The 26,870-nt window shown below is 67.6% G+C and carries 24 protein-coding genes; 11 read left to right on the forward strand and 13 right to left on the reverse strand.

The features are described 5' to 3' along the window. Position 1: 1 nt before the first annotated feature. From nhaD to hppD, 6 genes are all read right to left on the reverse strand, one after another. Entirely contained in the window at positions 2–1,411 is a 1,410-nt protein-coding gene (gene nhaD / locus MC380_RS16025; protein ID WP_242165878.1) for a sodium:proton antiporter NhaD, read from the reverse strand. A gap of 49 nt (positions 1,412–1,460) precedes the next feature. Further along, positions 1,461–2,690, reverse strand: coding sequence for a Na+/H+ antiporter NhaA (gene nhaA / locus MC380_RS16030; protein WP_242102658.1), 1,230 nt, complete (start codon positions 2,688–2,690; stop codon positions 1,461–1,463). A 64-nt stretch (positions 2,691–2,754) separates the two neighbouring features. Further along, the gene (locus MC380_RS16035) at positions 2,755–3,423 is read right to left on the reverse strand and encodes a lectin (protein WP_242165879.1); all 669 of its coding nucleotides are present in this window, start codon (positions 3,421–3,423) and stop codon (positions 2,755–2,757) included. Positions 3,424–3,498: 75 nt separating this feature from the next. Continuing rightward, on the reverse strand, positions 3,499–4,845 hold the full coding sequence (gene hmgA, locus MC380_RS16040; RefSeq protein WP_242165956.1) for a homogentisate 1,2-dioxygenase: 1,347 nt from the start codon (positions 4,843–4,845) through the stop codon (positions 3,499–3,501). A 29-nt stretch (positions 4,846–4,874) separates the two neighbouring features. Next, a complete protein-coding gene (locus MC380_RS16045; RefSeq protein WP_242165883.1) occupies positions 4,875–5,171 on the reverse strand; it encodes a DUF559 domain-containing protein in 297 nt (98 codons plus the stop codon). A gap of 52 nt (positions 5,172–5,223) precedes the next feature. Further along, positions 5,224–6,330 carry a 4-hydroxyphenylpyruvate dioxygenase gene (gene hppD, locus MC380_RS16050; protein ID WP_242102656.1) on the reverse strand — a complete coding sequence of 369 codons (1,107 nt, stop codon included), beginning with the start codon at positions 6,328–6,330 and terminating at the stop codon, positions 5,224–5,226. A 128-nt stretch (positions 6,331–6,458) separates the two neighbouring features. Between hppD and MC380_RS16055 the strand changes: the two genes are divergently transcribed. Further along, positions 6,459–7,013 carry a MarR family winged helix-turn-helix transcriptional regulator gene (locus MC380_RS16055; RefSeq protein ID WP_242102655.1) on the forward strand — a complete coding sequence of 185 codons (555 nt, stop codon included), beginning with the start codon at positions 6,459–6,461 and terminating at the stop codon, positions 7,011–7,013. Between the two features lie 66 nt (positions 7,014–7,079). Here MC380_RS16055 and MC380_RS16060 read toward each other — a convergent pair whose 3' ends face one another. From MC380_RS16060 to MC380_RS16075, 4 genes are all read right to left on the reverse strand, one after another. Then, on the reverse strand, positions 7,080–8,441 hold the full coding sequence (locus tag MC380_RS16060) for a Gfo/Idh/MocA family oxidoreductase (protein WP_242165885.1): 1,362 nt from the start codon (positions 8,439–8,441) through the stop codon (positions 7,080–7,082). A gap of 98 nt (positions 8,442–8,539) precedes the next feature. Then, on the reverse strand, positions 8,540–10,033 hold the full coding sequence (locus MC380_RS16065; RefSeq protein WP_242102976.1) for an oligopeptide:H+ symporter: 1,494 nt from the start codon (positions 10,031–10,033) through the stop codon (positions 8,540–8,542). A 232-nt stretch (positions 10,034–10,265) separates the two neighbouring features. After that, the gene (locus MC380_RS16070) at positions 10,266–10,712 is read right to left on the reverse strand and encodes an NUDIX hydrolase (protein WP_242102653.1); all 447 of its coding nucleotides are present in this window, start codon (positions 10,710–10,712) and stop codon (positions 10,266–10,268) included. Further along, positions 10,709–11,608 carry a tryptophan 2,3-dioxygenase family protein gene (locus MC380_RS16075; protein WP_242102652.1) on the reverse strand — a complete coding sequence of 300 codons (900 nt, stop codon included), beginning with the start codon at positions 11,606–11,608 and terminating at the stop codon, positions 10,709–10,711. The genes MC380_RS16070 and MC380_RS16075 overlap by 4 nt, the downstream gene beginning before the upstream one ends. A gap of 119 nt (positions 11,609–11,727) precedes the next feature. On the opposite strand from MC380_RS16075, the gene MC380_RS16080 reads away from it, so the two are divergent. From MC380_RS16080 to MC380_RS16110, 7 genes are all read left to right on the forward strand, one after another. After that, complete coding sequence (locus MC380_RS16080) at positions 11,728–15,327, forward strand: Calx-beta domain-containing protein (RefSeq protein WP_242165888.1); 3,600 nt, start codon at positions 11,728–11,730, stop codon at positions 15,325–15,327. Positions 15,328–15,448: 121 nt separating this feature from the next. Beyond that, on the forward strand, positions 15,449–16,534 hold the full coding sequence (gene pdhA / locus MC380_RS16085; RefSeq protein ID WP_242165889.1) for a pyruvate dehydrogenase (acetyl-transferring) E1 component subunit alpha: 1,086 nt from the start codon (positions 15,449–15,451) through the stop codon (positions 16,532–16,534). Between the two features lie 178 nt (positions 16,535–16,712). Continuing rightward, the gene (locus MC380_RS16090) at positions 16,713–17,741 is read left to right on the forward strand and encodes an alpha-ketoacid dehydrogenase subunit beta (RefSeq protein ID WP_242165892.1); all 1,029 of its coding nucleotides are present in this window, start codon (positions 16,713–16,715) and stop codon (positions 17,739–17,741) included. Positions 17,742–17,748: 7 nt separating this feature from the next. Continuing rightward, positions 17,749–18,129, forward strand: a complete 381-nt coding sequence (locus MC380_RS16095) for a cupin domain-containing protein (protein WP_242165894.1) — start codon at positions 17,749–17,751, stop codon at positions 18,127–18,129. Next, positions 18,120–18,470, forward strand: coding sequence for an SH3 domain-containing protein (locus MC380_RS16100; RefSeq protein WP_242165896.1), 351 nt, complete (start codon positions 18,120–18,122; stop codon positions 18,468–18,470). The genes MC380_RS16095 and MC380_RS16100 overlap by 10 nt, the downstream gene beginning before the upstream one ends. A gap of 73 nt (positions 18,471–18,543) precedes the next feature. Then, positions 18,544–19,998 carry a dihydrolipoamide acetyltransferase family protein gene (locus tag MC380_RS16105; protein WP_242165899.1) on the forward strand — a complete coding sequence of 485 codons (1,455 nt, stop codon included), beginning with the start codon at positions 18,544–18,546 and terminating at the stop codon, positions 19,996–19,998. 93 nt (positions 19,999–20,091) lie between these two features. Beyond that, complete coding sequence (locus MC380_RS16110; protein WP_242102645.1) at positions 20,092–20,481, forward strand: VOC family protein; 390 nt, start codon at positions 20,092–20,094, stop codon at positions 20,479–20,481. 21 nt (positions 20,482–20,502) lie between these two features. Here the strand turns inward: MC380_RS16110 and MC380_RS16115 are convergent, their stop codons facing one another. Further along, complete coding sequence (locus tag MC380_RS16115; protein WP_343223594.1) at positions 20,503–22,146, reverse strand: M28 family metallopeptidase; 1,644 nt, start codon at positions 22,144–22,146, stop codon at positions 20,503–20,505. A gap of 170 nt (positions 22,147–22,316) precedes the next feature. Between MC380_RS16115 and MC380_RS16120 the strand changes: the two genes are divergently transcribed. Next, positions 22,317–23,090: a M23 family metallopeptidase gene (locus MC380_RS16120; RefSeq protein ID WP_242165901.1), complete on the forward strand. Its 774-nt coding sequence runs from the start codon at positions 22,317–22,319 to the stop codon at positions 23,088–23,090. 55 nt (positions 23,091–23,145) lie between these two features. After that, complete coding sequence (locus MC380_RS16125) at positions 23,146–24,039, forward strand: HEAT repeat domain-containing protein (protein WP_242165903.1); 894 nt, start codon at positions 23,146–23,148, stop codon at positions 24,037–24,039. Between the two features lie 94 nt (positions 24,040–24,133). Here MC380_RS16125 and MC380_RS16130 read toward each other — a convergent pair whose 3' ends face one another. Then, entirely contained in the window at positions 24,134–24,472 is a 339-nt protein-coding gene (locus MC380_RS16130; RefSeq protein ID WP_242165905.1) for a hypothetical protein, read from the reverse strand. Further along, a complete protein-coding gene (locus MC380_RS16135) occupies positions 24,469–25,986 on the reverse strand; it encodes a tryptophan--tRNA ligase (RefSeq protein ID WP_343223595.1) in 1,518 nt (505 codons plus the stop codon). Before MC380_RS16135 ends, MC380_RS16130 begins: the two co-directional genes overlap by 4 nt. On the opposite strand from MC380_RS16135, the gene MC380_RS16140 reads away from it, so the two are divergent. After that, positions 25,947–26,762 (forward strand): hypothetical protein, encoded by an 816-nt coding sequence (locus tag MC380_RS16140; protein WP_242165907.1) that lies wholly within the window; start codon positions 25,947–25,949, stop codon positions 26,760–26,762. The two genes, MC380_RS16135 and MC380_RS16140, sit on opposite strands and share 40 nt — an antisense overlap. Positions 26,763–26,870: the final 108 nt, after the last annotated feature.

Raw genomic sequence — 26,870 nt, forward strand, 5'->3', positions numbered from 1 at the left:
TCTAGCCGCCCGTGAAATAACGCGCGTTCAGCAGCAGATGCACCGCGATGCTGGCCGCGTAGCCCAGGGCGATCGCCCAGGTCCAGCGCAGGTGGCTGAAGAATGTGTACTGGCCGTGCGCCTGCCCCATCAGCGCGACGCCGGCAGCCGAACCGATCGAGAGCAGGCTGCCGCCCACGCCGGCCGTGAGCGTGACCAGCAGCCACTGCCCGGTGTCCATCTGCGGCTGCATCTGCAGCACCGCAACCATCATCGGGATATTGTCCAGGATCGAAGACGCCAGACCGACGAGGATGTTCGCCTTGGTCGGTCCCAGATCGCCGTAGAACCACTGCGAGGCCAGCGCCAGATAGCCGCAATAGCCGAGCGCACCCACGCACATGATCACGCCGAAGAAGAACAGCAGCGTGTCCCACTCCGCGCGCGCCACCTGCTCGTAACTGTCGAAGGCATCCACATCGCCCGGTGCACCCTCACGCGCGAACTCGTCCGCCTGGAGGCCGCGCGCGACCCGGGTCAGGTGCCAGCCATAAAGCTTGAGCAGCGCCAGCCCGGTCATCATGCCCATGAATGGCTGCAGATGCAGGAAGTTGTGGAACGACACGGCCAGGAAGATGGTGACCACGAACAAACCGACGATGACCCATGCCCCGCGCTTGAGCCGGACGCTGCCTTGACTCGCGGCCGGCTGCCCGCCAGGCAGCGCGAAGTGCATCAGCGCCGCCGGCACCAGCCAGTTGACCAGCGACGGCAGGAACAGCGCGAAAAAGGTCCAGAAGCCGACGATGCCCCGCTGCCACACCATGAGCGTGGTGATATCGCCAAACGGGCTGAAGGCGCCCCCGGCGTTCGCCGCCACGACGATATTGATGCACGCCAGCGCCACGAACTTGGGACTGTCGCGGCCGACCGCGAGCACCACGGCGCACATCACCAGCGCGGTGGTGAGGTTGTCGATGATCGGCGAAAGGAAGAACGCCAGCGTGCCCGTGATCCAGAACAGCTGGCGGTAGCCGAAACCACGCCTCAGCAGCTGCAGGCGCAGGGCCTCGAACAGATTGCGTTCGCTCATCGCATTGACATAGGTCATCGCGGCGAGCAGGAACAGCAGCAGTTCGCCGAACTCGAGCAGGTACTCGCGCACGGCCTCGTGCACGCTTTCGCCATGCCCAAGACCCGTCGCGGCGATCGCCAGCAGCGCCCAGATCGCACCGGCGGCCAGCATCACCGGCTGCGACTTGCGCAGCCCGGTGAACTCCTCGGCGACCACGAACACGTAGGCCAGGGCGAAAATCGCCATCGCGGCGTAACCGGCCCAATGCGCAGTCAGATCGACGGCACCCGGCGTTGCCGCGAGGGCGAGGGCCGGGGTCAGCAGCAACAGGACGATGATCGCTGCGCGTTGCGGCATATGCGGCAATGAGGGCATCGGCACAAGCTCGAACGGAACTGCCGCGAGTTTAACCCGCGTCCTGCGCCGTTCCCTCGCGCAGCGTCGCCCGCAGCCACGCGTAACCGGCGACGGCGGCGATCACCGACGCGCACAGCACGCCGAGTACCGAGGCCTGGAACAGGTCGCCGTCGTCGGCGAAGGCCAGCGAGGCAATGAACAAGCTCATGGTGAAACCGATCCCGCACAGCAGGCCGAGCCCGATCATGGCGCGCCAGTCCATGCCGTCCGGGTACCGCGCGATGCCCAAGGCACGCGCGAGCATCGCAGCGCCGACCACGCCCGCCGGCTTGCCCAGGACCAGTCCCAGCGCGATGCCCAACGGCACCGGCGCCAGCACGTCCCGTGGCGCGAATCCGCCCAGCGCGAGTCCGGCGTTGGCGAACGCGAACACTGGCAGGATCAGGTACGCGACCCAGGGATGCAGCGCATGCTCCAGGGTCTCCAGCGGCGAATACTCGGAGGCGTCGTCGATGGCATTGCGCCGGTCGTAGTGCGGAATCATCAGCCCGGTGACGACGCCGGCGAGGGTGGCATGCACGCCCGACTTCAGCACGCACACCCAGACCACGATGCCGAGCAGCAGGTAGGGCGTGAGCGCCCGGACCCCGCGCCGGTTGAGCACGAACATGAGGGCGATCGCGGCCCCGGCCCAGGCCAGCGCGGCCATCGACATCCCGCTGGTGTAGAACACCGCGATGATGACGATCGCGGCCAGGTCGTCGACCACTGCGATCGTCGACAACAGCAGCTTCATTCCGATCGGCACGCGCGGGCCGAGCAGCGACAGGATGCCGAGGGCGAAGGCGATGTCGGTGGCCGCCGGAATCGCCCAGCCCTGCATCGCTACCGGATCGTCGCGGTTGATCCACCAGAAGATCGCGGCAGGTACCGCGACGCCGGCGACCGCGCACAGCAGCGGCAGCGCCAGCTGGTCGCGGCTGGACAGCTGACCGCTCAGCGCCTCGCGCTTGATCTCTAGCGCGACCAGCAGGAAAAAGATGGCCATCAGCCCGTCGTTGATCCACAGCAGCAGCGGCTTGGCGATCTGCAGCTCGCCGATCACCACCGCGACGGGAAGCTCGCGGAACCCGTCGTAGAACTCCTCCAGCGGCGAGTTCGCGCATACCAGCGCCAGCGCGGCGGCGGCGATCAGCAGGATGCCGCCGGCGGACTCGAGCCGGAAGAATTCCGACAGTCCGTGCTTGGCACGCTCGAGGATGCCGGGATCGGAGGTCATCGCCGCAGTATAGGCGGCGACATCAGCCCGCCGGCGAGACTCCCTGCTTCAGAACACACTTGTCTCAGGAACACCCTTCGACGTAATCGACCTCGGGGGCAAGGCCCACGCGCCATTCGGTTACGGCCGCGGCATCGGCCTTGCCGTCCGTCTCGAAGACCAGCACACCCTTGCCGCCGGCCGGATCGGTGATGCGCAGGTACTGGCCATCGGTGTATTTGTGCGGCCGTTCCTCGATGCGCCCGTCATAGCGCTTCGCGATCTCGCCCTTGGTCATGCCGACCCTGCCGCCGCCGGGCGCGGTGAACCTGTCGCTCTCGGTGCCGTAGCGCGCGAACCTGCCGTCGCCGATCATGAAATTGAACTCGGCAGGCATCTCCACCCAGGTCGGGGTCATGAAATAGCAGCTCTCGTTGCCCTCCTTGCCGAGGGTCGCCAGTCGCCCGCCCCAGGCCCGCTCCATATCGGCGGCCGCGGTACCAAAGCGGACATCGCCATAGCCGTCGAAGCGCGCCAGGTCCCGGTCGCCATCCGGACCACTGTTCTGCGCCACGCCATCGGTCGCGGTTTCCGGCTCGATCTGCATCGCTGCCGGCGCGGTGGCCGGGGGCACGTCTTCCGCCGGCTGGTCGGTTACCGGCGCCGGCTGCGGTTCGGCGGCGACGGGTGCGCGCTCGGCGGTGCAGGCGGCGAGCGAAGCCACCAGTGCGAGCATCAGGAAGGTGCGTGACATGTCGACTCCGTGTTCCTGCGGAGCCTGCAGCCTAAGCGAGTGCGGTGAATCCTTCGCGAACGCGGGTCGGGTCCTTCACTCCGGCGCAACGAACCGCTTCTGCAAGCCCGCCCAGCACGCCTGGTAGTCGCGCTGCCGGTGCGCCGCATCGAGCGCCTGCTGCGTGGGCCGGAGCGCACCGCGCGTCTCGAACATGAAGGCCATCGTGTCGCGGATGACATCCGGCTGCGACAGGTCGGCGTGGCTGGCCTTGTCGAAGGTCTGCGCATCCGGGCCGTGCCCGCTCATGCAGTTGTGCAGCGAGCAGCCGCCGGGGGCGAAGCCTTCGGCCTTGGCGTCGTACACGCCGTGCACGATGCCCATGAATTCGCTGGCCACGTTGCGGTGGAACCACGGCGGGCGGAAGCTGTGCTGCGCCACCAGCCAGCGCGGCGGAAAGATGGCGAAGTCCAGGTTGGCGGTGCCGGGCGTATCGCTGGGTGAGGTCAGCACGGTGAAGATCGACGGGTCCGGATGGTCGAAGCTGATCGAGCCGATGGTATTGAAGCTGCGCAGGTCGTATTTGTACGGAGCGTAGTTGCCATGCCAGCCGACCACGTCCAGCGGCGAATGGTCGATGGTCGTGCGCCACAGGTGGCCCTGGAACTTGGCGATGAGCTCGAAGTCGCCTTCGAGATCCTCGTATGCGGCATGCGGGGTCAGGAAATCGCGCGGATTGGCCAGGCCGTTGCTTCCGATCGGCCCCAGCTGCGGCAGCCGCATCAGGGCGCCGAAGTTTTCGCACACGTAGCCGCGCGAGGGTCCGTCGGGCAGTTCGACCCGGAAGCGGATGCCGCGCGGAATCACCGCGATTTCCTGGGGTTCGACATCCAGCACGCCCAGCTCGGTGGCGATACGCAGCCGGCCCTGCTGCGGGACGATCAGCAGTTCGCCATCGGCATCGTAAAAGTAGCGCCCGTCCATCGAGCGACTGGCGGCATACAGATGGATGCCCACACCCTGCTGACCGGCGGGCGAACCGTTGCCGGCCATCGTGTACAGACCATCGATGAAATCGACCCGCGTCTCGGGTACCGGCAACGGATCCCAGCGCAGCTGGTCGGGCGTGACCGGACCATCGCCGAAATCGTTGTGGAAAGCGCGATGCGCTGCGGGCGTTCCCGATGTGTGCTCGTCCGCATAGGGCACGAAGGTGCCGTGCATCGCTGCAGGCCGGATCCGGTACAGCCAGCTGCGCCGGTTCTCGCTGCGCGGTGCAGTGAACGCGGTGCCGGACAGCTGCTCGGCATACAGCCCGTGGGCCACCCGCTGCGGCGAGTTCTGCCCTTGCGGCAGCGTGCCCGGTAACGCTTCGGTAGCGAACTCGTTGCCGAAGCCGCTCATGTAGCTGGTGTGGGCGCCGCGCGCGTCGCGCTGCGGCATGTGGATGACGTTGTCTTCGGTGACGATGTTCATGGACTCGGCTCTAAAGCCCCTCTCCCGACGGGAGAGGGGTTGGGGAGAGGGTTCGGCGCAGCGACGACCTTCCAGATCGCGTCGAAAACGGCTTCAGTACGTGCCAGTGCATCATGATCCCAGAAGCGAAGGACACGCCAGCCCATAGGGTGCTGTCGTCGGAACTTCCTGCCATCCAGTCGCCCGGCCCGAAGATGCTGCCAAAGATTGCGCTCAGCACCGGTCGACTCATGTCGCAAGTCGCGTGCATTTGCCAGCGCACGAGTTGGCAGCGGCGGCTTGATGATCGTCACTTGACCGCAACCTCTCCCCGCCCCTCTCCCGAGGGGAGAGGGGCCAGAAACCCTACAACACGCCGCGCTTGATCTGGTCGCGTTCGATGCTCTCGAACAGCGCCTGGAAGTTGCCTTCGCCGAAGCCCTCGTTGCCCTTGCGCTGGATGATCTCGAAAAAGATCGGGCCGAACGCGTTCTGGGTGAAGATCTGCAGCAGCTTGCGCTGCTTGGTCTCCGGGTCGGCGTCGATCAGGATCTTGTTCCGGGCCAGACGCGCCACGTCCTCGCCGTGATCGGGCACGCGCTGGTCGATCACCTCGAAATACGCATCCGGCGTGTCGAGGAAGGCGATGCCCTGCTCGCGCATCTTCTCCACCGTGGCGTAGATGTCGTCGGTGAACAGCGCGATGTGCTGGATGCCCTCGCCCTTGTAGGCGTCGAGGTATTCGTTGATCTGGCTCTTCGGGTCGCTCGACTCGTTCAGCGGGATGCGGACGATGCCGTCGGGCGCGGTCATCGCCTTGGAGACCAGGCCGGTCTTGGCGCCCTTGATGTCGAAGTAGCGGATCTCGCGGAAGTTGAACAGCTTCTCGTAGTAGTCCGACCACTTCTGCATGTTGCCGAAGTACAGGTTGTGGGTGAGGTGGTCGATGAAGGTCAGGCCGAATCCCTGCGGATGCAATTCCGCACCCTGCACTGGCAGGTAGTCCTCGTACATCGATCCCCGGTCGCCGTAGCGGTCGACCAGGTAGAGCATGCAGTCGCCGATGCCGTTGACCACCGGGGCGTCGACCGCCTTGGTATCGACCCGACCCGCCGGCGCTTCGCCACCGTTCGCCAGCACCATGTCGTACACCTCGCTGGCCGGTTTGGTGAAGCGGATCGCGAAGCCGCAGGCGCTCGGCCCATGCGCCTTGGCGAAATCGCCCGCGAACGAGTCCGGATCCTCGTTGAGCAGGAAGTTCACTCCGCCCTGGCGGTATACGGTGATCGGGCGCGTCCTGTGGCGCAGGACGGCGCTGAAGCCCATGCGCCGGAAATAATCGTGCATCGCCTCGCCCTGGCCTTCGGGTGCGGCGAACTCGACGAATTCGAACCCGTCGATGCCCATCGGGTTCTCGAAGGTGGTGACCTGCATGCCCAGGTTGGGGGTGGCGGTCCGGGGTTGCGCGCTCATGACGGTCTCCTGCTGCTACGGTGTTGCCTGGCGGGCGATGCGGCCTTACGTGCGGACGGATCCGCCGGGCCATCGCCCATTCTACTTTATAGTTTCATGTGCAACCAGTTGCAAGGAGTTGATCCAGCATGACGGCCTCGAATGCGCCCGCTTCCGATTCTCCTCCCCGCGGCCCGGATCACGCCGTGCTCGCGCTCGAGCGGTTTTTGCCCTATCGCCTGTCGGTGCTCTCCAACCGCATCAGCCATGCGATCTCGGGGATCTATGGCGACCGCTTCGGCCTGAGCATTACCGAATGGCGGGTGATCGCGGTGTTGGGCCGCTTTCCGGGCCTGTCGGCGAACGAGGTCGCCGACCGCACGGCGATGGACAAGGTCGCGGTGAGCCGCGCGGTGGCCAGGCTGATCGCCGCCGGTCGGCTGGACCGCGAAACCCACGGCGACGACCGCCGCCGCTCGGTCCTGACCCTGAGCGAGGGCGGCTACCGGATCTACGACGCGGTCGCCCCCACCGCGCTGGCGTTCGAGGCTCGCCTGCTGGAGGGCTTCGACGAGGCCGACCGCGCCCTGCTCTATCGCCTGCTGGACCGCCTGGACGCCGACGAGATCCGCGCCGAAGCCGGACTCGCGGCGATGGCGATGGCCGACGCGCGGCTGTCGGCGACGAAGGGCGATGCGGCCTAGGTCGGCGCTACCGCGCCGACGCCGGCTGTCCGGACCGCGCGCGTCGGGGGCGTAACCCCGACCTACTCAATAGCGGTCGTCAAAGGCAAAGATCGGCTTGCGGTCCTTCCATTTGCCTTCGGTGAAGTCGGGGAACTCCAGCGTTCGGTAGCCCTCGGCGATCGACTGCTCGGACAGCGGCGTGATTGCGCTCCACGCGACCGCGTCGTAGATGTCGATTGGCATCGGGTCGCCGGCCTTGAGCGCCTCCACGAAGGCGTGGATCACGAACCAGTCCATGCCGCCGTGGCCGGCGCCGGCGGCCTGGTCGGCGTACTTCCTCCACAGCGGGTGGTCGTACTGGTCGTAGTACTGCTGCGCGTTCTCCCATTTGTGCGCCTCGCTGCGACCTTCGACATGGATCGACTGGTTGAGGTCCATCCACAGCCCTTCGGTGCCCTGCACGCGGAAGCCCAGCGAATACGGGCGCGGCAATGAAGTGTCGTGCTGCAGCAGGATGGTTTCGCCGTTTTCGCAGCGCAGCGTGGTGGTGACCACGTCGCCCAGCTTGAAACCGAGCTTTGCATTCGGGTGCTGCGGTCCGCCCTTGGGATGCTTGACGATGTAGTCGTGCAACCCACGCGCCTTGGTGGAGAAGGCGTTGAGATGGGTGAAGCGGTTGCCGCGATGGATGTTGGCGTACATCGCAACCGGGCCGATGCCGTGGCTGGGATACAGCTCGCCGTTGCGCTCGATCGAATGCTGCGTGCGCCATTGGGCTTCGGAGAACGCACCGGGCCCGAACTCCACGCCGCTGCCGTAAGGCTGGTCGGGATCGCCGGAGTTGAACTTCACCGCGCGCAGGTCGTGCTGGTAACCGGCCTGCAGGTGCACGAGCTCGCCGAACAGGCCGGCGCGCACCATCTGCAGCACGGCCATCACGTCGCGGCGATAGCAGACGTTTTCCATCAGCATGTAGGGGGTGCCGGTGCGCAGCTGGGTGCGCAGCACGTCCCAGTGGTCGGCCAGGGTGATGCCGGCGACGACCTCGCAGCCGACCGGGATCTTCGCTTCCATCGCCGCGATGGCCATCGGCGCATGCCACTCCCACGGCGTCACGATCAGCACGCCGTCCAGGCCCTTGTGGTCGAGCACGCGTTTCCACGCGTTGACGTCGCCGTCGCTGCCATGCACCTGCGGCTTCGGCCTGCCGGCCGACTCGATGATGGCCAGCGCGCGATCGATCATGACCTGCTGGGTGTCGCAGATGGCCACCAGGTCGACATCGTCGCGGCTCAGCAGTGGACCGAGCTGCGACTGCCCGCGCATCCCGGTCCCGATCATGGCAAGGCGCAGACGCTCGCCACGCGCTGACCGGGCCTGGCTCCACGGGAGGGCGGCACCGATACCTGCGGCAGACGCGGTGATCAGAAAATCGCGACGGTTCATGCTCGGGCTCCTGCAGGCCAGGTTGGCGAAAGCGTCGTGGTGGCTGCAACGAAAACGGCGGCCGTCAGGCCGCCGTTTCCGGCGCATCGGATCGATGCCTACTTCACGCCGTGCATCAATCGCTGGATCAGCGGCGCGATCAGGAACAGCAGCACGCCCGCGCCCATCAGCAGCCAGAACCCGAAGGTGTAGCCGGCATGGGCCGAGGCCACCGTCATCCCGGTTTCGCCGCTGACGCTGCTGGCGAAGATGCCCGAAAGGTTGTTGCCGATCCCGGTGGACAGGAACCACCCGCCCATGCCGAATCCGACCAGCTTGAGCGGCGCCAGCTTGGTCACCATCGACAGGCCGATCGGAGACAGGCACAGCTCGCCGACCGACTGGATCACGTAGACCATGAACAGCGTCCAGAACGGGATCTTGCCGAAGTCGTCGACCAGGCTCGACAGCGCGAACATCAGCAGCAGGAAGGCCAGCCCGTTGAAGATCAGCCCCAGGCCGAACTTGCGCGGGATCGACGGATTGGCACTGCCCATGCGGATCCACAGCCACGCCAGCACCGGCGCGACGGTGATGATCGCCAGCGAGTTGACCGACTGGAACCAGCCGACCGGGAAGATCCAGCCGCCGAAATCGCGATCCACGATCTTTTCGGCCAGGAAGTTGAACGAGCTGCCGGCCTGCTCGAAGAACATCCAGAACAGGATGTTGAACACGAAGATGATCAGCATCGCCAGCGCACGATCGCGCTGCACCGCGCCCTCGCGGATGCCCTCGGCCATGATCAGCACGCACAGCGCGACGAACATCGGCGTCAGCACCCACCAGTTGAGCGTGCCCGCATCGATGGTCAACAGGAAGTAGATCGCCGGGATCGCGAGCAGCGCCCCGATGAGCGTGTACAGCACGCGCAGCTTGTTCTCGTCTCCCGCCATCGGCCGGCCGATGCCCTCCAGCTGCCGGCGTCCGAACCAGAACCAGAGCAAGCTGATCAGCATGCCGATGCCGGCGGTGATGAACACCACCTTGTAGTCGGGCATCGCCTCGGTCCCGAACACGCGGGCGGCCAGCCAGCCGGTGAGGATCGGCGACAGCATCGCGCCGAGGTTGATGCCCATGTAGAAGATGGTGAAGCCCGAATCGCGGCGCGGGTCGGCCGTGGTGTAGAGCTTGCCGACCATGGTCGAGATGTTCGGCTTGAACAGACCGTTGCCGGCGATGATGGTGGCCAGGCCGAGCTTGAAGATCTCCTCGCTGGGCATCGCGATCATGAACAATCCCGCCGCCATGATCACTGCGCCGAGCAGGATCGAGCGCTGGTAACCGATCACCTTGTCGGCGACATAGCCGCCGAAGATCGCCGCCGCGTACACCAGCGCCAGGTAGGCGCCGTAGATGCTGTTGGCGGGCGCCTCTCCGGTGCCTGAGCCGGCATGGAACTCGGCCACGATGTACAGCACCAGCGCCCAGCGGATCCCGTAGAACGCGAAGCGTTCCCAGAACTCGGTCATGAACAGCATCCACAACGGACGCGGATGGCCCAGGACGGTGGCGAAGGCAGGCGGCTGGGTGCCGCCCGGTGGTGCGTGCATGCCCGGACCGGAGGGTTCGACGTTGGTGGTGGAACTCATGCGGCAGGATCCCCCGTGATCGTGTTCAGGAAACAGTGCCCGCGGCGCGGGGACGCGCGAGAATGGCCCGCGGCGACGCGGTGCGTCAAACCGTCACGGGTGTTGCAGCGCAACACGAGCGCTGTGGAATAGCGCGCCCCACGCAGCGCATCTACGCCTGGGCACCCGATCGATTTCAGCTACGGGCGGGTCTTCATGCCGTCGCCGCACTTCCTCCGCCATGCGGCGGAGCCCCAGCCAATGCCGCATCGATCATCGCGGCGAAGCCCGGATGCGCGGGCGCCAGGCGTGCGCACGCGTCCTGGCGCTGCATCCAGCGCAGCTGGACATGTTCCTCCGGCTGCCGGTTGGCCGGCTCGCCCTCCCACGCATCCACGGCGAACAGGCGCAAGCGCCAGCCGCCGTCCTGTGCCTCCAACAGCCCGAGTTCGCGCATGGCGACGGCATGCACCCCCAGTTCCTCGAGCAACTCCCTGCGCAGCGCGCCATCGGGCGTTTCGCCAGCTTCGATATGCCCGCCGAACACGTCCCACGCGCCCGGCAGCCAGGTACGGGCCGCACTGCGCCTTCCGAGCAGAACCTCGTCGCCACGCACCAGCAACGCGCCCGCGCAATCGTGCGCGAACGCGGTTGGGTTCACGCGCCGGCGTCGCGCTGCGCCGGCGCGCCGCCGTACCCGTCGTCGGGGCCGATGCTCGTGCGCACTTCGAACAGTTCGGGGAAGAAGGTCAGTTCCAGCGCCTGCTTGAGGAAGCCGACGCCCGAGGAACCGCCGGTGCCGCGCTTGAAGCCGATGATCCGCATCACCGTGCGCATGTGCCGGAAGCGCCACAGCTGGAACTGGGTTTCCAGATCGACCAGGTCCTCGCACAGCGCGTACTCGCGCCAGTAGCGGTTGGTGTCCTCGTAGATGCGCTCGAACACCCGCACCAGCTCCGGATCGAGCACATGCGGCTTCGACCAGTCGCGCTGCAGGTGGCGGTCCGGCACCGCATGGCCCCAGCGGGCGAGGTAACGCAGGAACTCGTCGTACAGGCTTGGCGCCTCGAGTTTCTCGCGCAGCGCCTGCTGGCCTTCGGGATCGTGCGCGAACACCCGCAGCATGTTGGCGTTCTTGTTGCCCATCAAGAATTCCACGCTGCGGTACTGCAGCGACTGGAACCCGGAGGACGGACCCAGGATGTGCCGGAACTCCATGTATTCCGAGGGCGTGAGCGTTTCCAGCACCGACCACTGCGCGGTGAGCTGTTCGAGCACGCGCTTGCAGCGCGCCGTGACCTTGCCGAACTGCCACACGCGGTCGTTGTGCAGGTGACCGATGGCCGCCGACAGCTCGTGCATCAGCAGTTTCAGCCACAGCTCCGAAACCTGGTGCTGGACGATGAACAGCATCTCGTCGTGGTGCGGCGGGTCCGACAGCGGCTGCTGCGCCGCCAGCAACCGGTCCAGCCGCAGGTAGCCGGCATAGGTCATCCGCCCGGACAGATCGGTGTGGATGCCGGCCTCGAGCGGGCGTTCGTTCTGGTCGATGCTCATGGCGATCAGGGTACCGCAGCTGCGTGGGGCGCAGTCATGCAACGGCAATCCGGCTCGGGCAGAATCCCGCGTCCGGCGGGCGCAGGCAGCTGCCCGTCTTCCACGAGGGGATGCTTCGAATGAATCGACTTGCACGCCGGCTTGCGCTGGCCTTCGTCCTGTCCTGCGCCGCGGCATCCGCACATGCGCAGCTCGCCATCAGCCAGGTCTATGGCGGCGGCGGCAACACCGGGGCGCCCTACAACCGCGACTTCGTCGAATTGTTCAACCGCGGCGACCAGGCGATCCCGCTGGCGGGCAAATCGCTGCAGTACACCAGCGCGACGGGCACCGGCAACTTCGGCGCGAATTCGGGATTGCTGGTCGCGTTGCCGGACGTCGCCCTGCAGCCGGGGCAGTACTACCTGGTCGGGCTTGCCAGCGGCAGCGTCGGCGAACCGCTGCCCGCGACCGATGCCAGCGGCACCATCAACATGTCCGGCAGTGCCGGGAAGGTGGTGCTGGCCGAGGGCACGACCAGCCTGGGTTGCAACGGCGGCAGTACGCCCTGCTCGGCCGAACAGAGCGCGCGGATCCTGGACCTGGTCGGGTTCGGCGGCGCCAACTACTTCGAAGGCGCCTCGCCCGCGCCGGCGCTGAGCAACAGCACGGCGGCAGTGCGCGCACAAGCCGGCTGCACCGACAGCGACCACAACGGCGTGGACTTCGCCGCCGTTGCCCCGGCCCCACGCGACACCGCAAGCCCGCTTAATCCCTGCGGCGGCAGCGGCGAACCGGCGCTGTCCATCGGCGACGTCAGCGCCTCGGAAGGCGGCGCTGGCAGCAGCACCGAATTCCTGTTCACCCTCTCGCTCAACCGGCCGGCCGGCAGCGGCGGCGTGGTGGTGACCTATGCCACCGCGGACGGCACCGCCACGGCGGGTTCCGACTACACCGCCGAAGCGGACACCGCGATCATTGCCGAGGGCGCAACCTCGGTCACCATCGGCGTGGTCGTGCTCGGCGACGACGTCACCGAGGACAACGAGACCTTCTTCGTCGACATCACCGGTGCCACCGGCGCAACGGTCGCAAGGGCGCACGCCACCGGCACCATCGCCAACGACGACATCGCCACCGTCGCCATCCACGCGATCCAGGGTACGACGGACACCTCGCCGCTGGTGGGCCAGCAGGTCGCCACGCGCGGCATCGTGACCGGTCGCCGCAGCAACGGCTTCTTCGTACAGACGCCCGATGCCGAAGCCGATGCCGATCCTGCAACCTCCGAAGGCGTGTTCGTCTTCACCGGCAGCGCACCGCCGGCCGCCGCGCAGATCGGCAATGCCGTCATCGTGCAGGGCACGGTGCTCGAGTTCCTGCCGTCGGCCGATCCGGGCCAGCTCAACCTGACCGAAATCGGCAGCCCCACCGTGACCTTCGTCAGCGCGGGCAACGCCCTGCCGACGCCGGTCGTGCTGACGCCCGATTTCCCGAGCCCATCCGGGCCGCTCGACCAACTCGAGCGCGTGGAGGGCATGCGCGTCACCGCGGCCAGCTTCACCGTGGTCGCGGCCACCGCGGGCAACGTGAGCGAAGCCAATGCCACCGGCAGCAGCAACGGCCAGCTCAACCTGGTGGTCACCGGCACGCCGCGGCCGTTCCGCGAGCCGGGCATCCAGGCGCCCGATCCGGCACCGGGCGGCGGCAGCATCCCGCCGATCCCGCGCTGGGACTTCAACCCCGAACTGCTGTTCAGCGACACCGACGCACTCGGCGGCCAGCGTTACGAACTCGCCGTGGGCGCCACGCTGAGCAACTACGTCGGCCCGCTGGACTACGGCTTCCGCCGTTACAGCGTGCACCAGGATCCGACGGTGGCGACGACAATCACACAGGGTCCCGCCCCTTCGGCCGCGCGCGCGCCGACGCCGGATGAGTTCACGTTCGCCAGCTACAACCTGGAGCGCTTCTTCGACACGGTGAACGATCCCGCCGTGGATGAAGCCGTGCTGACGCCGGCCGCCTTCGCCACGCGCCTGCACAAGGCATCACTGGGAATCCGCGACTTCCTGCATGCGCCCGACATCGTGGGCGTGGTGGAGATGGAGAACCTGGCCACGCTGCAGGCGCTGGCCGCGAAGATCAATGCCGATGCGATCGCCGCGGGCCAGCCCGATCCGGCCTACGTCGCCTACCTGGAGGAGGGCAACGACGTGGGCGGCATCGACGTGGGCTTCCTGGTGAAGGCCGGCGAGGTGCGTCCAGGCGTTGCGCGCGTGCAGGTGGACCAGGTCGTCCAGCTGGGCAAGGACGTTACCTGGACCGAGCCGTCGGGCGCGGTGAGCCTGCTCAACGACCGCCCGCCGCTGCAGCTCGACGCCGTGATCCATTACGCCGATGGCCGCGCGGTGCCGCTGACCGCGGTGGTGGTGCACCAGCGCTCGCTCAATGGCGCCGACGACGATACGGCCGGCGGCGAACGCGTGCGCGCCAAACGCCAGCGCCAGGCCGACTATCTCGCCGCGCAGCTGCAGGCGATGCAGGCAGCCGATCCGGAGCGCAACATCGCGGTGGCCGGCGACTTCAACGCCTTCGAGTTCAACGATGGGCTGACCGATGCGATGGGCACCGTGACCGGCCTGCCATCCGCCGACGCAGCCACCGCAGTGACCGGTGACGGCGTCGACCTGGTCGATCCGGACCTGCTCAACCTGTACGTGCTGGAGCCGGAGGACCAGCGTTATTCGTTCGAGTTCGATGGCAATGCGCAGTCGCTCGATCACATCCTGATCAACCAGGCGCTGGGCGCAGCGGTGGGTGCGTATGCGCTCGACCACGCGCGCATCAACGCGGACTTCCCGGAGACCAATCGCAGCAATCCGGACAGCGCTTCGCGCCTGGCCGACCACGATCCGGCCATCGCCTACTTCAGCATCGCCAGCGCCGATCTGTCGGTCGACGTGGCCGCGGCGCAGGCGTCGGTGCGCGCGGGTGATGCGATGCAGTGGCAGGTGGCCGTGCACAACCACGGTGGTTCGCAGGCGTCCTATCCGGGGGTGGGCTTCGCGTTCGATGCCGTGCTGGAGGACGTAGTCGTCACCGCGCCCGCGGGCTGGTCCTGCGATGCGCCGGGCATCACCAACGGAACCACCGTCGTGGCGTGTGCCGACACTTCCCTGGGTGTTCAAGCCGAAGCGACGTTCGCTCTGCAGGCGACTGCGCCGGTCGATGCCATCGGAAGCACCGTCACGCTGGCCGCGTCGGTCGATGCCGAAAGCTACGACCCGGACAGCGTCAACAACCACGACGACGCCGGCATCGCAGTGGACGCGCTCGCCGACCTGTCTGTTTCGCTCGCGGGTCCGGGCAAGAAGCTGCATTACGGCCGCACCGCGTCGTTCGCCGCCACCATTCGCAACGCCGGCCCGGATGTCGCTTGGCAACCTGTGTTGCTGCTGAGTGGCGATGCGCCATCGGCGAACGTCTCGATTGCGGCACCCGCGGGCTGGCAGTGCACGGTCGACGGCGACGGCGACGGCTTCGCCGCGCGCTGCACGTCGACCGGCTCGCTCGCGGTCGGGACCGCGCAGCGCCTGCGGTTCGACATCGCGATCCCGGCACGCCCCGACGCCACTGGCTCGTTCAGTCTCGCCGCGGAAGTGGATGCGCTGGGCGAGGATCCGGACGGCAGCGACAATACGGACACCTATATCAACCGCATCGTCGGCGTGCCCTAGGGCGCAGGTTGCCACACGGACGCGGCCTTCGGGCCGCGTTCTGCGCTTGCGGCATTGCGCAACGGTCGCGCGGGCGGCTGCGGGTATCATCGGCGCGTACCGACTGCGATGCAGGGCCCGCATGACCATCGCCGCAAGCTTCGAAATCGAATATCTGCAGTATCTGGACCAGGAAGGCAGGCCGGTGCAGGCCTTGCCCGAAGGTCTCGACGCCAAGACCTTGCTGCCGCTGTTCAAGCAGATGCTGTTCGTGCGCACTTTCGACAGCAAGGCGATCGCATTGCAACGTACCGGCAAGCTCGGCACCTACGCCTCCTGCCTGGGACATGAGGCCACCCATGTCGGCATTGGCGCCTCGACCCGCCCGGAAGACGTGTTCGCCCCCAGCTACCGCGAGTACGGCGCGCAGTTCATGCGCGGCGTGCGCCCGCGCGAGGTGCTGATGTACTGGGGCGGCGACGAGCGCGGCAGCGACTTCGCCGTGCCCAGACACGACTTCCCCTGGTGCGTGCCGATCGCGACCCAGTGCCTGCACGCGGCCGGCGCAGCGCTGGCGTTCAAGTTGCGCGGCGAACCGCGGGTGGCGGTAACGGCGTGCGGCGACGGCGGTTCGTCGAAGACCGACACCTATGCGGCGATCAACTCGGCCGGCGCCTACACCCTGCCGTTCGTGCAATGCATCATCAACAACGGCTGGGCGATCTCGGTGCCGCGCAAGGCGCAGACCGGCGCCAAGACGTTGGCGCAGAAGGGCATCGCCGGCGGCCTGCACTGCCTGCAGGTCGACGGCAACGACCTGATCGCGGTACTCGAAGGCATGCGCCGCGCGATGGATCGCGCGCGCAGCGGCCAAGGCGGCAGCGTGATCGAATTCATGACCTATCGGCTGCACGACCACACCACCGCCGACGATGCGCGCCGCTATCGCGGCGAGGAAGAAGTGAAGGCCGCATGGGCGCGCGACCCGATTCCACGCCTGCGCACCTGGCTCGGTGGGCAGAAGCTGTGGGACGACGCGCAGGAAAAGGCGTGGATCGAAGACTGCGGCCGGCGCGTCGACGAGGAGATCAACGCCTACCTGGAAAGCAAGGTGCAGCCGGTCGAGGCGATGTTCGACTATCTCTACGGCGATCCGCCACCGGATCTGCTGGCGCAGCGCGCCTCCGCGATCGCGCTGGACCGCGCTGCACGGGAGAAGCGCACATGAGAGGCTCGTTCTTCGCTGGAGACTACGAGGAACTCGTTCGTCCCCGGATCAAGTCCTGGTCAAGCTCTGAGCGTAGCGCGCAGCGCGAAGTCGAAGGACGCTTTTCAAGCGGTAACCGTACTTCGACTCCGGCGGCTGCATCGCCTACGCTCACGCTCGAGTCTGGGGAGACTTGCGCATGAACAAGCAAGCCCCCGCAACGAACACTGCAGGCCAGCCCGTGACCGCTGCCGCCATCACCCTGATCGAAGCCATCACCCAGGCGCTGGCCTACGAGATGCGCAAGGACGCCTCGGTCGTGGTGCTGGGTGAGGACGTCGGTGTCAATGGCGGCGTGTTCCGCGCCACCGCCGGCCTGCAGCAGGTGTTCGGACCCGAGCGCGTGCTCGATACGCCGCTGGACGAGACCACCATTGCCGGGTTGGCCGTGGGCATGGCCGCGATGGGCATGCGGCCGGTCGCCGAAGCGCAGTTCGACGGCTTCGTCTATCCGATGATCGATCACATCGTCTGCCACGCCGCGCGCCTGCGTTACCGCACCCGCGGCCGCCTGACTTGTCCGATGGTGCTGCGCGTGCCCTGGGGCGGCGGCATCCGCGCGCCGGAGCACCATTCCGAAGCGAACGAGTCGATCTTCACCAATGTCCCCGGCCTGCGCGTGGTGCTGCCCTCCTCGCCCGCGCGCGCCTACGGCCTGCTGCTGGCGGCGATCCGCGATCCGGACCCGGTGATCTTCTACGAACCCAAGCGCATCTACCGGCAATACAAGGAACTGGTGCCGGACGACGGCGAAGCCCTGCCGCTGGACGTGTGCTATGTGCTGCGCGATGGCAGCGACGTGACCCTGGTGACCTGGGGCGCGCAAGTCAAGGAAACCCTGGAAGCGGCCGAAGCCCTGGCGAAGGACGGCATCAGCGCCGAGGTGATCGACGTGGCCACGCTCAAGCCGCTCGATTTCGCCACCATCGCCGAATCGGTGAGCAAGACCGGGCGCTGCGTGATCGTGCACGAAGCACCCAAGACGGCCGGCTTCGGCGCCGAGATCGCCGCGCGCCTGGCCGAGGAATCGATGTACGACCTGGTCGCGCCGGTCGAGCGTGTGACCGGCTACGACACCCACATCCCGCTGTTCCGCCTGGAAATGAAGTACCTGCCGAGCGTGGACAAGATCGTCGCGGCGGCGAAGCGGGCGATGGCTGCGGGGTGACGCACGCATGATGCCGGCCGCCATCAATTTCGCCGAGCAGCTCGCGCGCATCGACGCGCCGTGGTCGCCACGCGTGGTCGCGGAACTCAACGATGGCATTCCGTTGAATCGCATGTTCAAGCTGGTGAAGATCCAGGGCGACTTCGTCCGGCACAGGCACGACGACACCGACAAGGCATTCCTGGTGCAGTCGGGTGAACTGCACATCGAATTCCGCGACGCGACGCGTACCCTGGGCGCCGGCGGGATGCTGCTCGTACCCCGCGTCGTTGAACACCGGCCGCATGCGCAGGCCGAATGCCATGTGCTGCCGATCGAGCCGCGCGGCACGTTCGACACCCGCGATGCGGGCGGCGCGATGACCGCGGCCGACGACGTATGGATCTGAGGCGCGCCCGCGTGATCGAGCAGCACCGCGCACCCGAGCGCGCCGCGATCCAGGTGCAGGCCGGCGACCGCGTGACCCTGGGCGACCGCGACACCGAATGGCCGGAATTCGTCTGGACCGCGCTCGCCAGCGGCCTGGGCGGCTGGGTCCCCTCGGCCCTGTTCGACGCCGAGCGCGGCCAGGCCAGCGCCTTGCAGGATTACGACACCAGGGAACTGGATGTCGATCACGACGAGGTGCTGACCCTGCACCGCGAACTCGCCGGATGGTGGTGGGTGGAAAATGCACGCGGCGACAGCGGATGGGTCCCGGCGCGCAAACTCGAATTGCTCGACGATTGACGTAGGCCGGGTCTTGACCCGCCTTGCCTAACCTTGAAACGACGGGTCAAGACCCGCCCTACGGAAGACCCACATGGCCGACAAGAAGACCTTCAAGCTTCCCGACCTCGGCGAAGGCCTGCCCGACGCCACCATCGTCGAATGGTTCGTCAAGGAGGGCGACACGATCCGGCTGGACGAGAACCTGGTGTCGATGGAGACCGCCAAGGCGGTGGTCGAGGTGCCTTCGCCGGTCTCGGGCAAGGTGCTCAAGCTGGCCGGCGGTCCGGGGGACGTGATCGTCACCGGCGCGATGCTGGCCGAATTCGAAATCGACCCCAAGCAGCCGCAGCGTGCCGAGGGCCAGGACACCGGCCATCACCATGGTCCATCGCATGGTGCCGGTACGCCCGCGCCGGACGACGGCGACCGGGTGGTCGCGTCCGACGAAGGCGGGGAAATCGTGCAGACCGGACAGCCCGCGCCGAAGGCGCAGGCCGAAGCCGAGCGCAGCGACAGCGGAACCGTGGTGGGCGCGATGCAATCGTCCGATGCGGTGCGCAGCGAGGCCGCGGTCGCGGTGGGCGGTGTGAAGGCCATGCCCGCGGTGCGTGCGACCGCGCGCAAGCTGGGCGTCGACATCGCCCGGGTGCGCGGCAGCGGCAGCGACGGCGTGGTGACGATGGATGATGTGAAGCGCGCCGCTTCAGGCGAAGCCGGCGCCCTGCTCCCCTCTCCCACCGGGAGAGGGGCCGGGGGTGAGGGTGCGGAGCATCGTGCTGCTGCATCCTCCTCCGAACCCTCATCCGCCCTGCGGGCACCTTCTCCCGGAGGTAGAAGGGAAAGCGAGCGCACCGCGCTGTCCGCCAGCGGCAAGCCGATGCGCACACAACCGCCCGGCGTCTCGGTCAGCGGCCAGCCCGAGCAGCTCAAGGGCGTGCGCCGCAACATGGCCAGGGTGATGGCCGACGCGCACGCCAAGGTGGTGGCCACCACGCTCAGCGACGACGCCGACATCCACGCATGGGCACCCGGCAACGACGTCACCGTGCGCCTGGTGCGTGCGATCGTCGCCGCGTGCAAGGCGGTGCCGGCGCTGAACGCCTGGTTCGACGGCGACAAACTCACCCGCACCTTGCACCCACACGTCGACATCGGCATTGCGGTGGACACCGACGACGGCCTGTTCGTGCCGGCGTTGCGCAATGCCGACGTGCTCGACGCACGCGGCGTGCGCGAAGCGGTGAATCGCCTGCGCGCGCAGGTCGGGGATCGCAGCATCCCTGCCAGCGAACTCAGCGGCTACACGATTTCGCTGTCGAATTTCGGCATGTTCGCCGGCCGCTACGCGACGCCGATCGTGGTGCCGCCTTGCGTGGCGATCGTCGCCGCCGGCCGTGGCCGCCACCAGATGACTCCGGTGATCGGCGGCTTCGAATCGCATCGCGTGATCCCGCTGTCGCTGACCTTCGACCACCGCGCCTGCACCGGTGGCGAGGCTGCGCGCTTCCTCAAGGCGATGCTGGACGATCTAGTATTGCCGATGTAGGAGCGCCACTTTGGCGCGACCGCAGCTCCGCGAGTCATGGGTCGCGCCAAAGTGGCGCTCCTACAATGGATACCCCGCCTGCCGGAGATCACCATGACCCATCGCAGCCGTCTTGCCGGTTTCATCATCGACTGCAACACCGACGACCTGGACGCCGCCGCCGATTTCTGGAGCCGCGCGCTGGGCTGCAGCATCGCCGACCGCGACGCGGGCGACGAGACCGCGCAGTACCAGATGTTCGGCGATACCCCGGGCGATCTGCACATCGAGGTGCAGAAAGTCGCGCATCCCTCGCGCGTGCATCTTGATATCGAAGCCGATGACATCGACGCCGAAGCCGACCGGCTCGAGCGGCTGGGCGCGAAGAAGATCGGCTTCGTCAAGCGCTGGTGGGTGATGGAAGCGCCGACCGGCCAGCGCTTCTGCGTGGTCCGGATGAAGCACCCGGAAAAGGGCGGCGCACCGAACGTCTGGAACGACTGATCGGCGCCGCAACGCGCTGGTTTACTCGCGCGCCCGCGCGCTGGCGTCGCGCGCGGCCTTGAACTCGGAACCTGCCTGCCACTGCGGCCATGCATGGCCGTTGGCGATTTCCTTGCCCAGTGCGAGCAGCAGCCGCGTGTCCTGGGCGTGGCCTTCGGCGTTCCAGGCCTGCGTCCAGCGGTCGCAGGGTTGGTGGTAGCAATCGGCGAAGTATTCCTTGATCAGCGCCTTGCCCTTGCTGGTGCCGCCGTCGACCAGGTCTTCGCCTGCGCCGGCCGTGATCGCCGGCACGCCGGCGCGGGCGAAGGGGAAGTGGTCGGCGCGGTAGAAGAAACCCGATTCGGGGCTGGGATCGTGCAGGTAGGCACGCCCGTGCGCCTTCGCGACGCGCTCCAGGTCGCCCTCCAGCGACACCCGGCCATTGCCCCACGAGGCGATGTCGCGCATCGGCCCGTTGGCGCTGAACATCTCCATGTTGATCACCGCCGCGGTGGTTTCCAGCGGCATCAGCGGGTGCGCGGCGTAGTGCATGGCGCCGAGCAGCCCTTTTTCCTCGGCGGTGAAGGCGATGAACAGCACGCTGCGCTGCGGACGCGGACCGGCGGCCAGCGCGCGCGCCAGCTCCAGCACCGACGCGACGCCGGTGGCGTTGTCGATCGCGCCATGGCGGATGCGGTCGCCCTGCGCGTCCGGCTCGCCGACGCCGAATGCGTCCCAGTGCGCCGAATAGATCACGCTCTCCTGCGGATACTTCGTGCCTTCCAGCTTGCCGATCACGTTGCGGCTGACCACCCGCTCGCGCTTGACCGCGAAGCGCGCCGACAAGCTCGCATCGCCCAGCGGCAGCGGCTTGAAGTCGCGGCGCTGCGCCTTGGTTTTCTCCGCGTCGAAATCCAGGCCCACGCGCTTGAACAGCGAGACCGCCAGATCGCGCTGCATCCAGCCGCGCAGATGGGTGTGGTGGCGCTGCGCATCGCTGCGTTCGATGTCGAACACCGGCGACAGCCCGGACGCGCGCACCGTCGCCCATCCATAGGCGGCGGGCGCGGTCTCGTGCACGATCAGCACGCCCAGTGCGCCCTTGCGCGCCAGCTCCTCGTACTTGTAGGTCCAGCGGCCGTAGTAGGTCATGCCGCGGCCGTCGAAATCGCCTGCACCGCTTTCGAAGTCGGGGTCGTTGACCAGCACTACCGCCACTTTGCCGCGCAGGTCGACGCCCTTGTAATCGTCCCAGCCGCGTTCGGGCGCGTCCACGCCGTAGCCGACGAACACCAGCGGCGCGCGTTCCACCTCGACCTGTTCCACCGGCTGCAGCGTCTGCAGCACCACGTCGTCGCCGTTGACCAGCGCCTGGCTCTCGCCGCCGACCGCCAATCGCGCGGTGACCGGCCCATCGACCTGCGCCCGCACCAGCGGCACCGGCTGCACCCATTCGCCGTTTTCACCGCCGGGCTGCACTCCGGCTCTGGTGAGTGCGTCGATCAGGTAGGCGACCGTCTTGTCCTCGCCCGGCGTTGCCGGCGCTCGGCCTTCGAATTCGTCCGAAGCCAGGATGCGCACGTGGCGCGACAACGCATCGGCGTCGATGCCCTGGTCGGGCGCGGCGGCCGCAACGGCGGCGGCAACGCAAAGCGCGCAAAGCGCGCCGGGTATGAGTCGTTTCATTGGTTTCCGCTGTCGAAGGCCGCAACCAGGGCAAACGCCGCGTTGGCCGAAGCGCATAGGGTTACCCCTAAGTGCAGTGCCGCGCAACGGCTGCATAGACTGCGCCTGCGCATCGCGCACGGGTCGCGACAGGGGACGCCCGAACAATCATCTAAATGGGGAGTCCGAAGATGACCACTGCGTTCCGAATCACTCCAGCCGCCTTCCTGGCGGGCGTCGTCGCCGCCGCGAGCAGCGTCTCCAGCGCGCCGGCGCTGGCCGCGCCGGCGTTCCAGCTGCCATTCCCCTGCGGCCAGGTCTGGTCCGGACAGACCCGCAGCAATCACAGCCCCGTGCGATCGATCGACTTCAACCGCACCGACGATTACGGCGATCCGGTGGTCGCCTCCGCGGCCGGCACGGTGTCCACCGTGAGGAACCTGGGCAGCACCAGTTACGGCAAGTACGTGGTGATCAACCATGGCGGCGGCTGGACCAGCTACTACGCCCATCTCAACTCGTTCTCCGTCTCCGTGGGCCAGTCCGTCGCACGCGGACGCCAGATCGGCACGGTCGGCAGTACCGGCGGTTCGACCGGACCGCATCTGCATTTCGAACAGCGCTACAACGGATCGCCGGTCTGGCCGAAGTTCAACGGCTCGACCGCCTACTACTACGGCACCCGCAACTACAGCAGCGCCAACTGCGGCAGCGGCACTGCGACCGGCACGGTCAATACCAGCGGCGCCAACCTCAACGTGCGCAGCGGACCGAGCACCAGCTATTCCGTCGTCGGCAGCCTGGCCGATGGCACCCAGGTCACGATCTATTGCCAGATCGCGGGCCAATCCATCACCGGGACCTACGGCACCAGCAATCTGTGGAACCGGATCGGCAGCGGCCGCTACATTCCCGACGCCTATACCTACACGGGCACCGATGGCCGCGTCGCACCCAACTGCTGACCTTCGGGAGGGCGCCTTCCAGCCGGAGGTGCCCGCCTGGCGCATCCTGTCGGCCATGACCAGACCGCACTTCCTGGCCAGCCTGCTGGTAGCCGTCGCGCTCTCGGGCACGATCGGCTACCAACTGGGCCGGCAACGGACGGACGACGCCGCTCGGGAGCGTCCAGCGCAGTCCGATGCTGCGACAGCGCAGCGCGGGTCGATCCCCAGCAGGCGCGGTGCCGGCCCCACGGTCCCGGCGGACGAAGACCTCGGCAGGCAGGTTGCGCGTGCTTCCGCCGATCCGGTCTACCTGCAGCAACTGCTCGCCCGCTACCGCGGTGAATCCGAGCCGGACCGCAAGGGTGCCTTGCTCGCCATCCTGCAGGGCGTCGCCAACCAGGACGTGCAGCGATTCGCGCTGGAGCTGGCGGGCAGCCCGGATCCGTCTACGCGCCGCGACGGACTTGCCCTGCTCTCCGCCTATTCAGTGGAGGAGGCGCCGGTGCGCGCACTGCTGCTCCGGCAGATGGGGCAGGAGCAGGATCCGGTCTTGCTCAAGACCCTGGTGGAGCTGCTCGCGCCCACCCCGCTCGCCAGCGAGGACGTCGCGCCCATGCTCGGACAGCTCGAACGCCTGCGGCATCACGCCGATCCCGGCGTACGCGCCAGCGCCGTGCTGCAATCGGCGCAGTGGGACAAGAGCGCAGGCGTCGAGGACATCCTGCAGCGCGCCCTGCTCGATCCCGAGCCGCAGGTGCGCGAGGCGGCGATCGCCGGTGTGACCTCCAGCGCCACCCGCTCAGACCGGATCAAGGATGCGTTGCTCGACATCGCGAACAATCCTCAGAGCGGGCGCGAGGAAAGGGCCGCGGCGGTGTTCGCGCTGCAGAATTTCGAACTGGACCGCGCCGAATACCAGATCTACCGCGACGCCGCGGCAGCCACGTCCGACGAAGACGGGCACTGACGTCCTGCGCACCTGGTCGCACAGCTCTCGTGCGACCCACATCCAATGTACGGCCAGGTCAGGGAACCGCCGCGCACACCGGCATGATCCGGCTTCAGGCGGATCCAGATGCCTGCGATTTCACCTGCCGCCGCCGCAACCAGCGGCCGCGCAGCCAGAACGCAAGCCCCAGCACCGCCAGGAACACGCCATACCCTACCGACGTGGCGAAGACCTGCTTCCACATGCGCCCGTAACCGGGGTCGGCGCTGGCATGCGCCCACTGCACCGACAGCACGAAGGCGATAGTCGCGCCCAGCAGCGCGGTCAGATCGAACCCGCGTCGCGTCGCGCCACGCGGCTGCCGCGGAAACAGCCAGAACAAAGCGCCAAGGATCAGGAACCAGGGCAGGAACAGGATCAGCGCCAGGTTGACCTCGACCAGCGGACTCATGCGCCGCCTGCTTTCGCCGCCGCCTTCGCGGCGTCCGCCGCATCCAGCGCATCCAGCGCTGCGCGCACCTCCGAAGCCGCGGCGTCGCCGGCCAACGACAGCTCCGTATCGGCGCCGTCGAAACCGGCACCACGCAGTGCCGCGATCTTCTGCCCGGCGTCCCGCGGGGATTCGAACCCTACGCTCTGCAGCAGCACACGCTCGCCGACGGACAGCTTGAAGTAGAACTTGCCGTCCGCCTCACGGTACTGCTTGAACATTGGCATCGTTCCGGTTTTCTCCGCCTTGCCAACCTGGGCTTCCTGCACGCCGAGATCGCGTAACCCGACCGCGTGCCGCAGCCGGGCGAGGAAGTGCGTGGCATGGCGTTCACGCAGCCGCCGCGCGCCATCGCGCAGCACCGCTTCGATGTCCGCGGGTCTGCCAATCAGGGCCTCGTAGCGTTCGCGCAGCGGCGCCAGTTCGGCGTCGATGCGTTCGAACAGTTGCTGCTTGGCGTCTGCCCAGGCGATGCCCTCGGCATAGGCGCGGCGCATGGCGTCGGTTTCGTCTGCCGATGCGAAGGCCTGGTAGATCTCGAACAGGGCCGAGCCTTCGGTGTCCTTGGCCTCGCCCGGAGAACGCGAATCGGTAACGATCGAGAAAATCAGCTTGCGCAGCTGCTCGCGCGGGGCGAACAGCGGAATGGTGTTGTCGTAGCTTTTGGACATCTTGCGGCCGTCCAGGCCTGGCAGCGTGGCCACATTTTCCTCGATCACCGCCTCGGGCAGGGTGAAATATTCCTTCCCGGCCGGTCCGCCGTAGAGGTGGTTGAAGCGCTGACCGATGTCGCGCGCCATCTCGATGTGCTGCACCTGGTCGCGGCCGACCGGTACCCGGTGCGCGTTGAACAGCAGGATGTCGGCGGCCATCAGTACCGGGTACATGAACAACCCGGCGGTTACGCCAGCATCGTCGTCCAGCGCCTCGGCGCGGTTGCGATCCACCGCCGCCTTGTACGCATGCGCGCGGTTGAGCAGCCCCTTGCCGGCCACGCAGGTCAATAGCCAGGTCAGTTCGCTGATCTCGGGGATGTCCGACTGGCGGTAGAACCACACCTGCTGGGGATCCAGGCCGCAGGCCAGCCACGCCGCAGCGATCTCCAGGGTCGAACGCTGGATCCGCGCCGGATCCTGCACCTTGATCAGGGCGTGGTAGTCGGCGAGGAAATAGAAGCTTTCCACGCCGGCGGCGTTGGCGGCCGCGATCGCCGGCCGGATCGCGCCGACGTAATTGCCCAGGTGCGGCGTGCCGGACGTGGTGATGCCGGTGAGGATGCGGGTGTTGCCGGAAGCCATGGAGATGCGCAGATGAGCGGGGCGGTAATGGTACAGGGCCCGTCCGCGGCTCCCGGCCATGCCCAACTTCGGCCGATCGATCAACCCCACTCTCCGGTACCGCCCGTTCCTTCCCTCGCCCATCGAGGAGAACGCCCATGTTCCGCAATCTGCTCCTGCTCTCGGCTGCGCTGGCATCGGCCGCGGCGTGCCTGCCGCTGCAGGCCGGCTCGCTGGTCGACATCGACCTCATCGACCGCGACAGCGGCCAGCAGCTGCCCGAATACGACCATCGCGGCCGGACCTACGTGCCCGGCGAGCCGGGCCATCGCTACGCCGTGCGCCTGCGCAACCAGACCGATGAACGGGTACTGGTGGTGCTGTCGGTGGACGGGGTCAACGCGGTCACCGGCGAAACGGCCTCGCCCTCGCAGGCCGGCTACGTGCTTTCCCCCTGGGAGAGCGCCGAGATCACCGGCTGGCGCAAATCACTCGACGACGTGGCCCAGTTCTATTTCACCGACCTGCCCGACAGCTATGCGGCGCGCACCGGTCGCCCGGACGACGTAGGCGTGATCGGGATCGCGGTGTTCCGCGAGCGCCAGCGTTACCTGCCCTATCCCATGCCGGGGCCACCCGTTGCGCGCGGCGAGCGCGAACGCGATGGCGCGCAATCCAAATCCGCACACACGCCATCGGCGGCCCGCGAGTCGGCGGCGGCGGGCGCTGCCCATGATGCGATCGCCGAGCAGCGCATCGGCACCGGTCATGGCGCGCGTGAATGGGCGCCGATCAGTCGAACCGACTTCGTGCGCGCGTCCTCGCGCCCGGCCCAGGTCACACAACTGCGCTATGACGCTGGCGAGGTGCTGGCCGCCATGGGCGTCATGCCGCGCTACGACTGGCGCTACGGCCGCGGCGACGAGCCGCGCGCCTTCCCCCATGGATTCGTCGCTGACCCTCCCGGCTGGTAACCGATTCGATGCGACGACCCACGCCGGGCGGACGAGGGCCAGGCAGGGCCGCCAGGGAAGGCGGAAAGCGAAGGGCCGGCGCAAGCCGGCCCTTCCTCTTTAGCGGGT

The sequence above is a fragment of the Lysobacter sp. M15 genome, from assembly GCF_022662515.1.
Lineage (GTDB): Bacteria > Pseudomonadota > Gammaproteobacteria > Xanthomonadales > Xanthomonadaceae > JAKPBU01.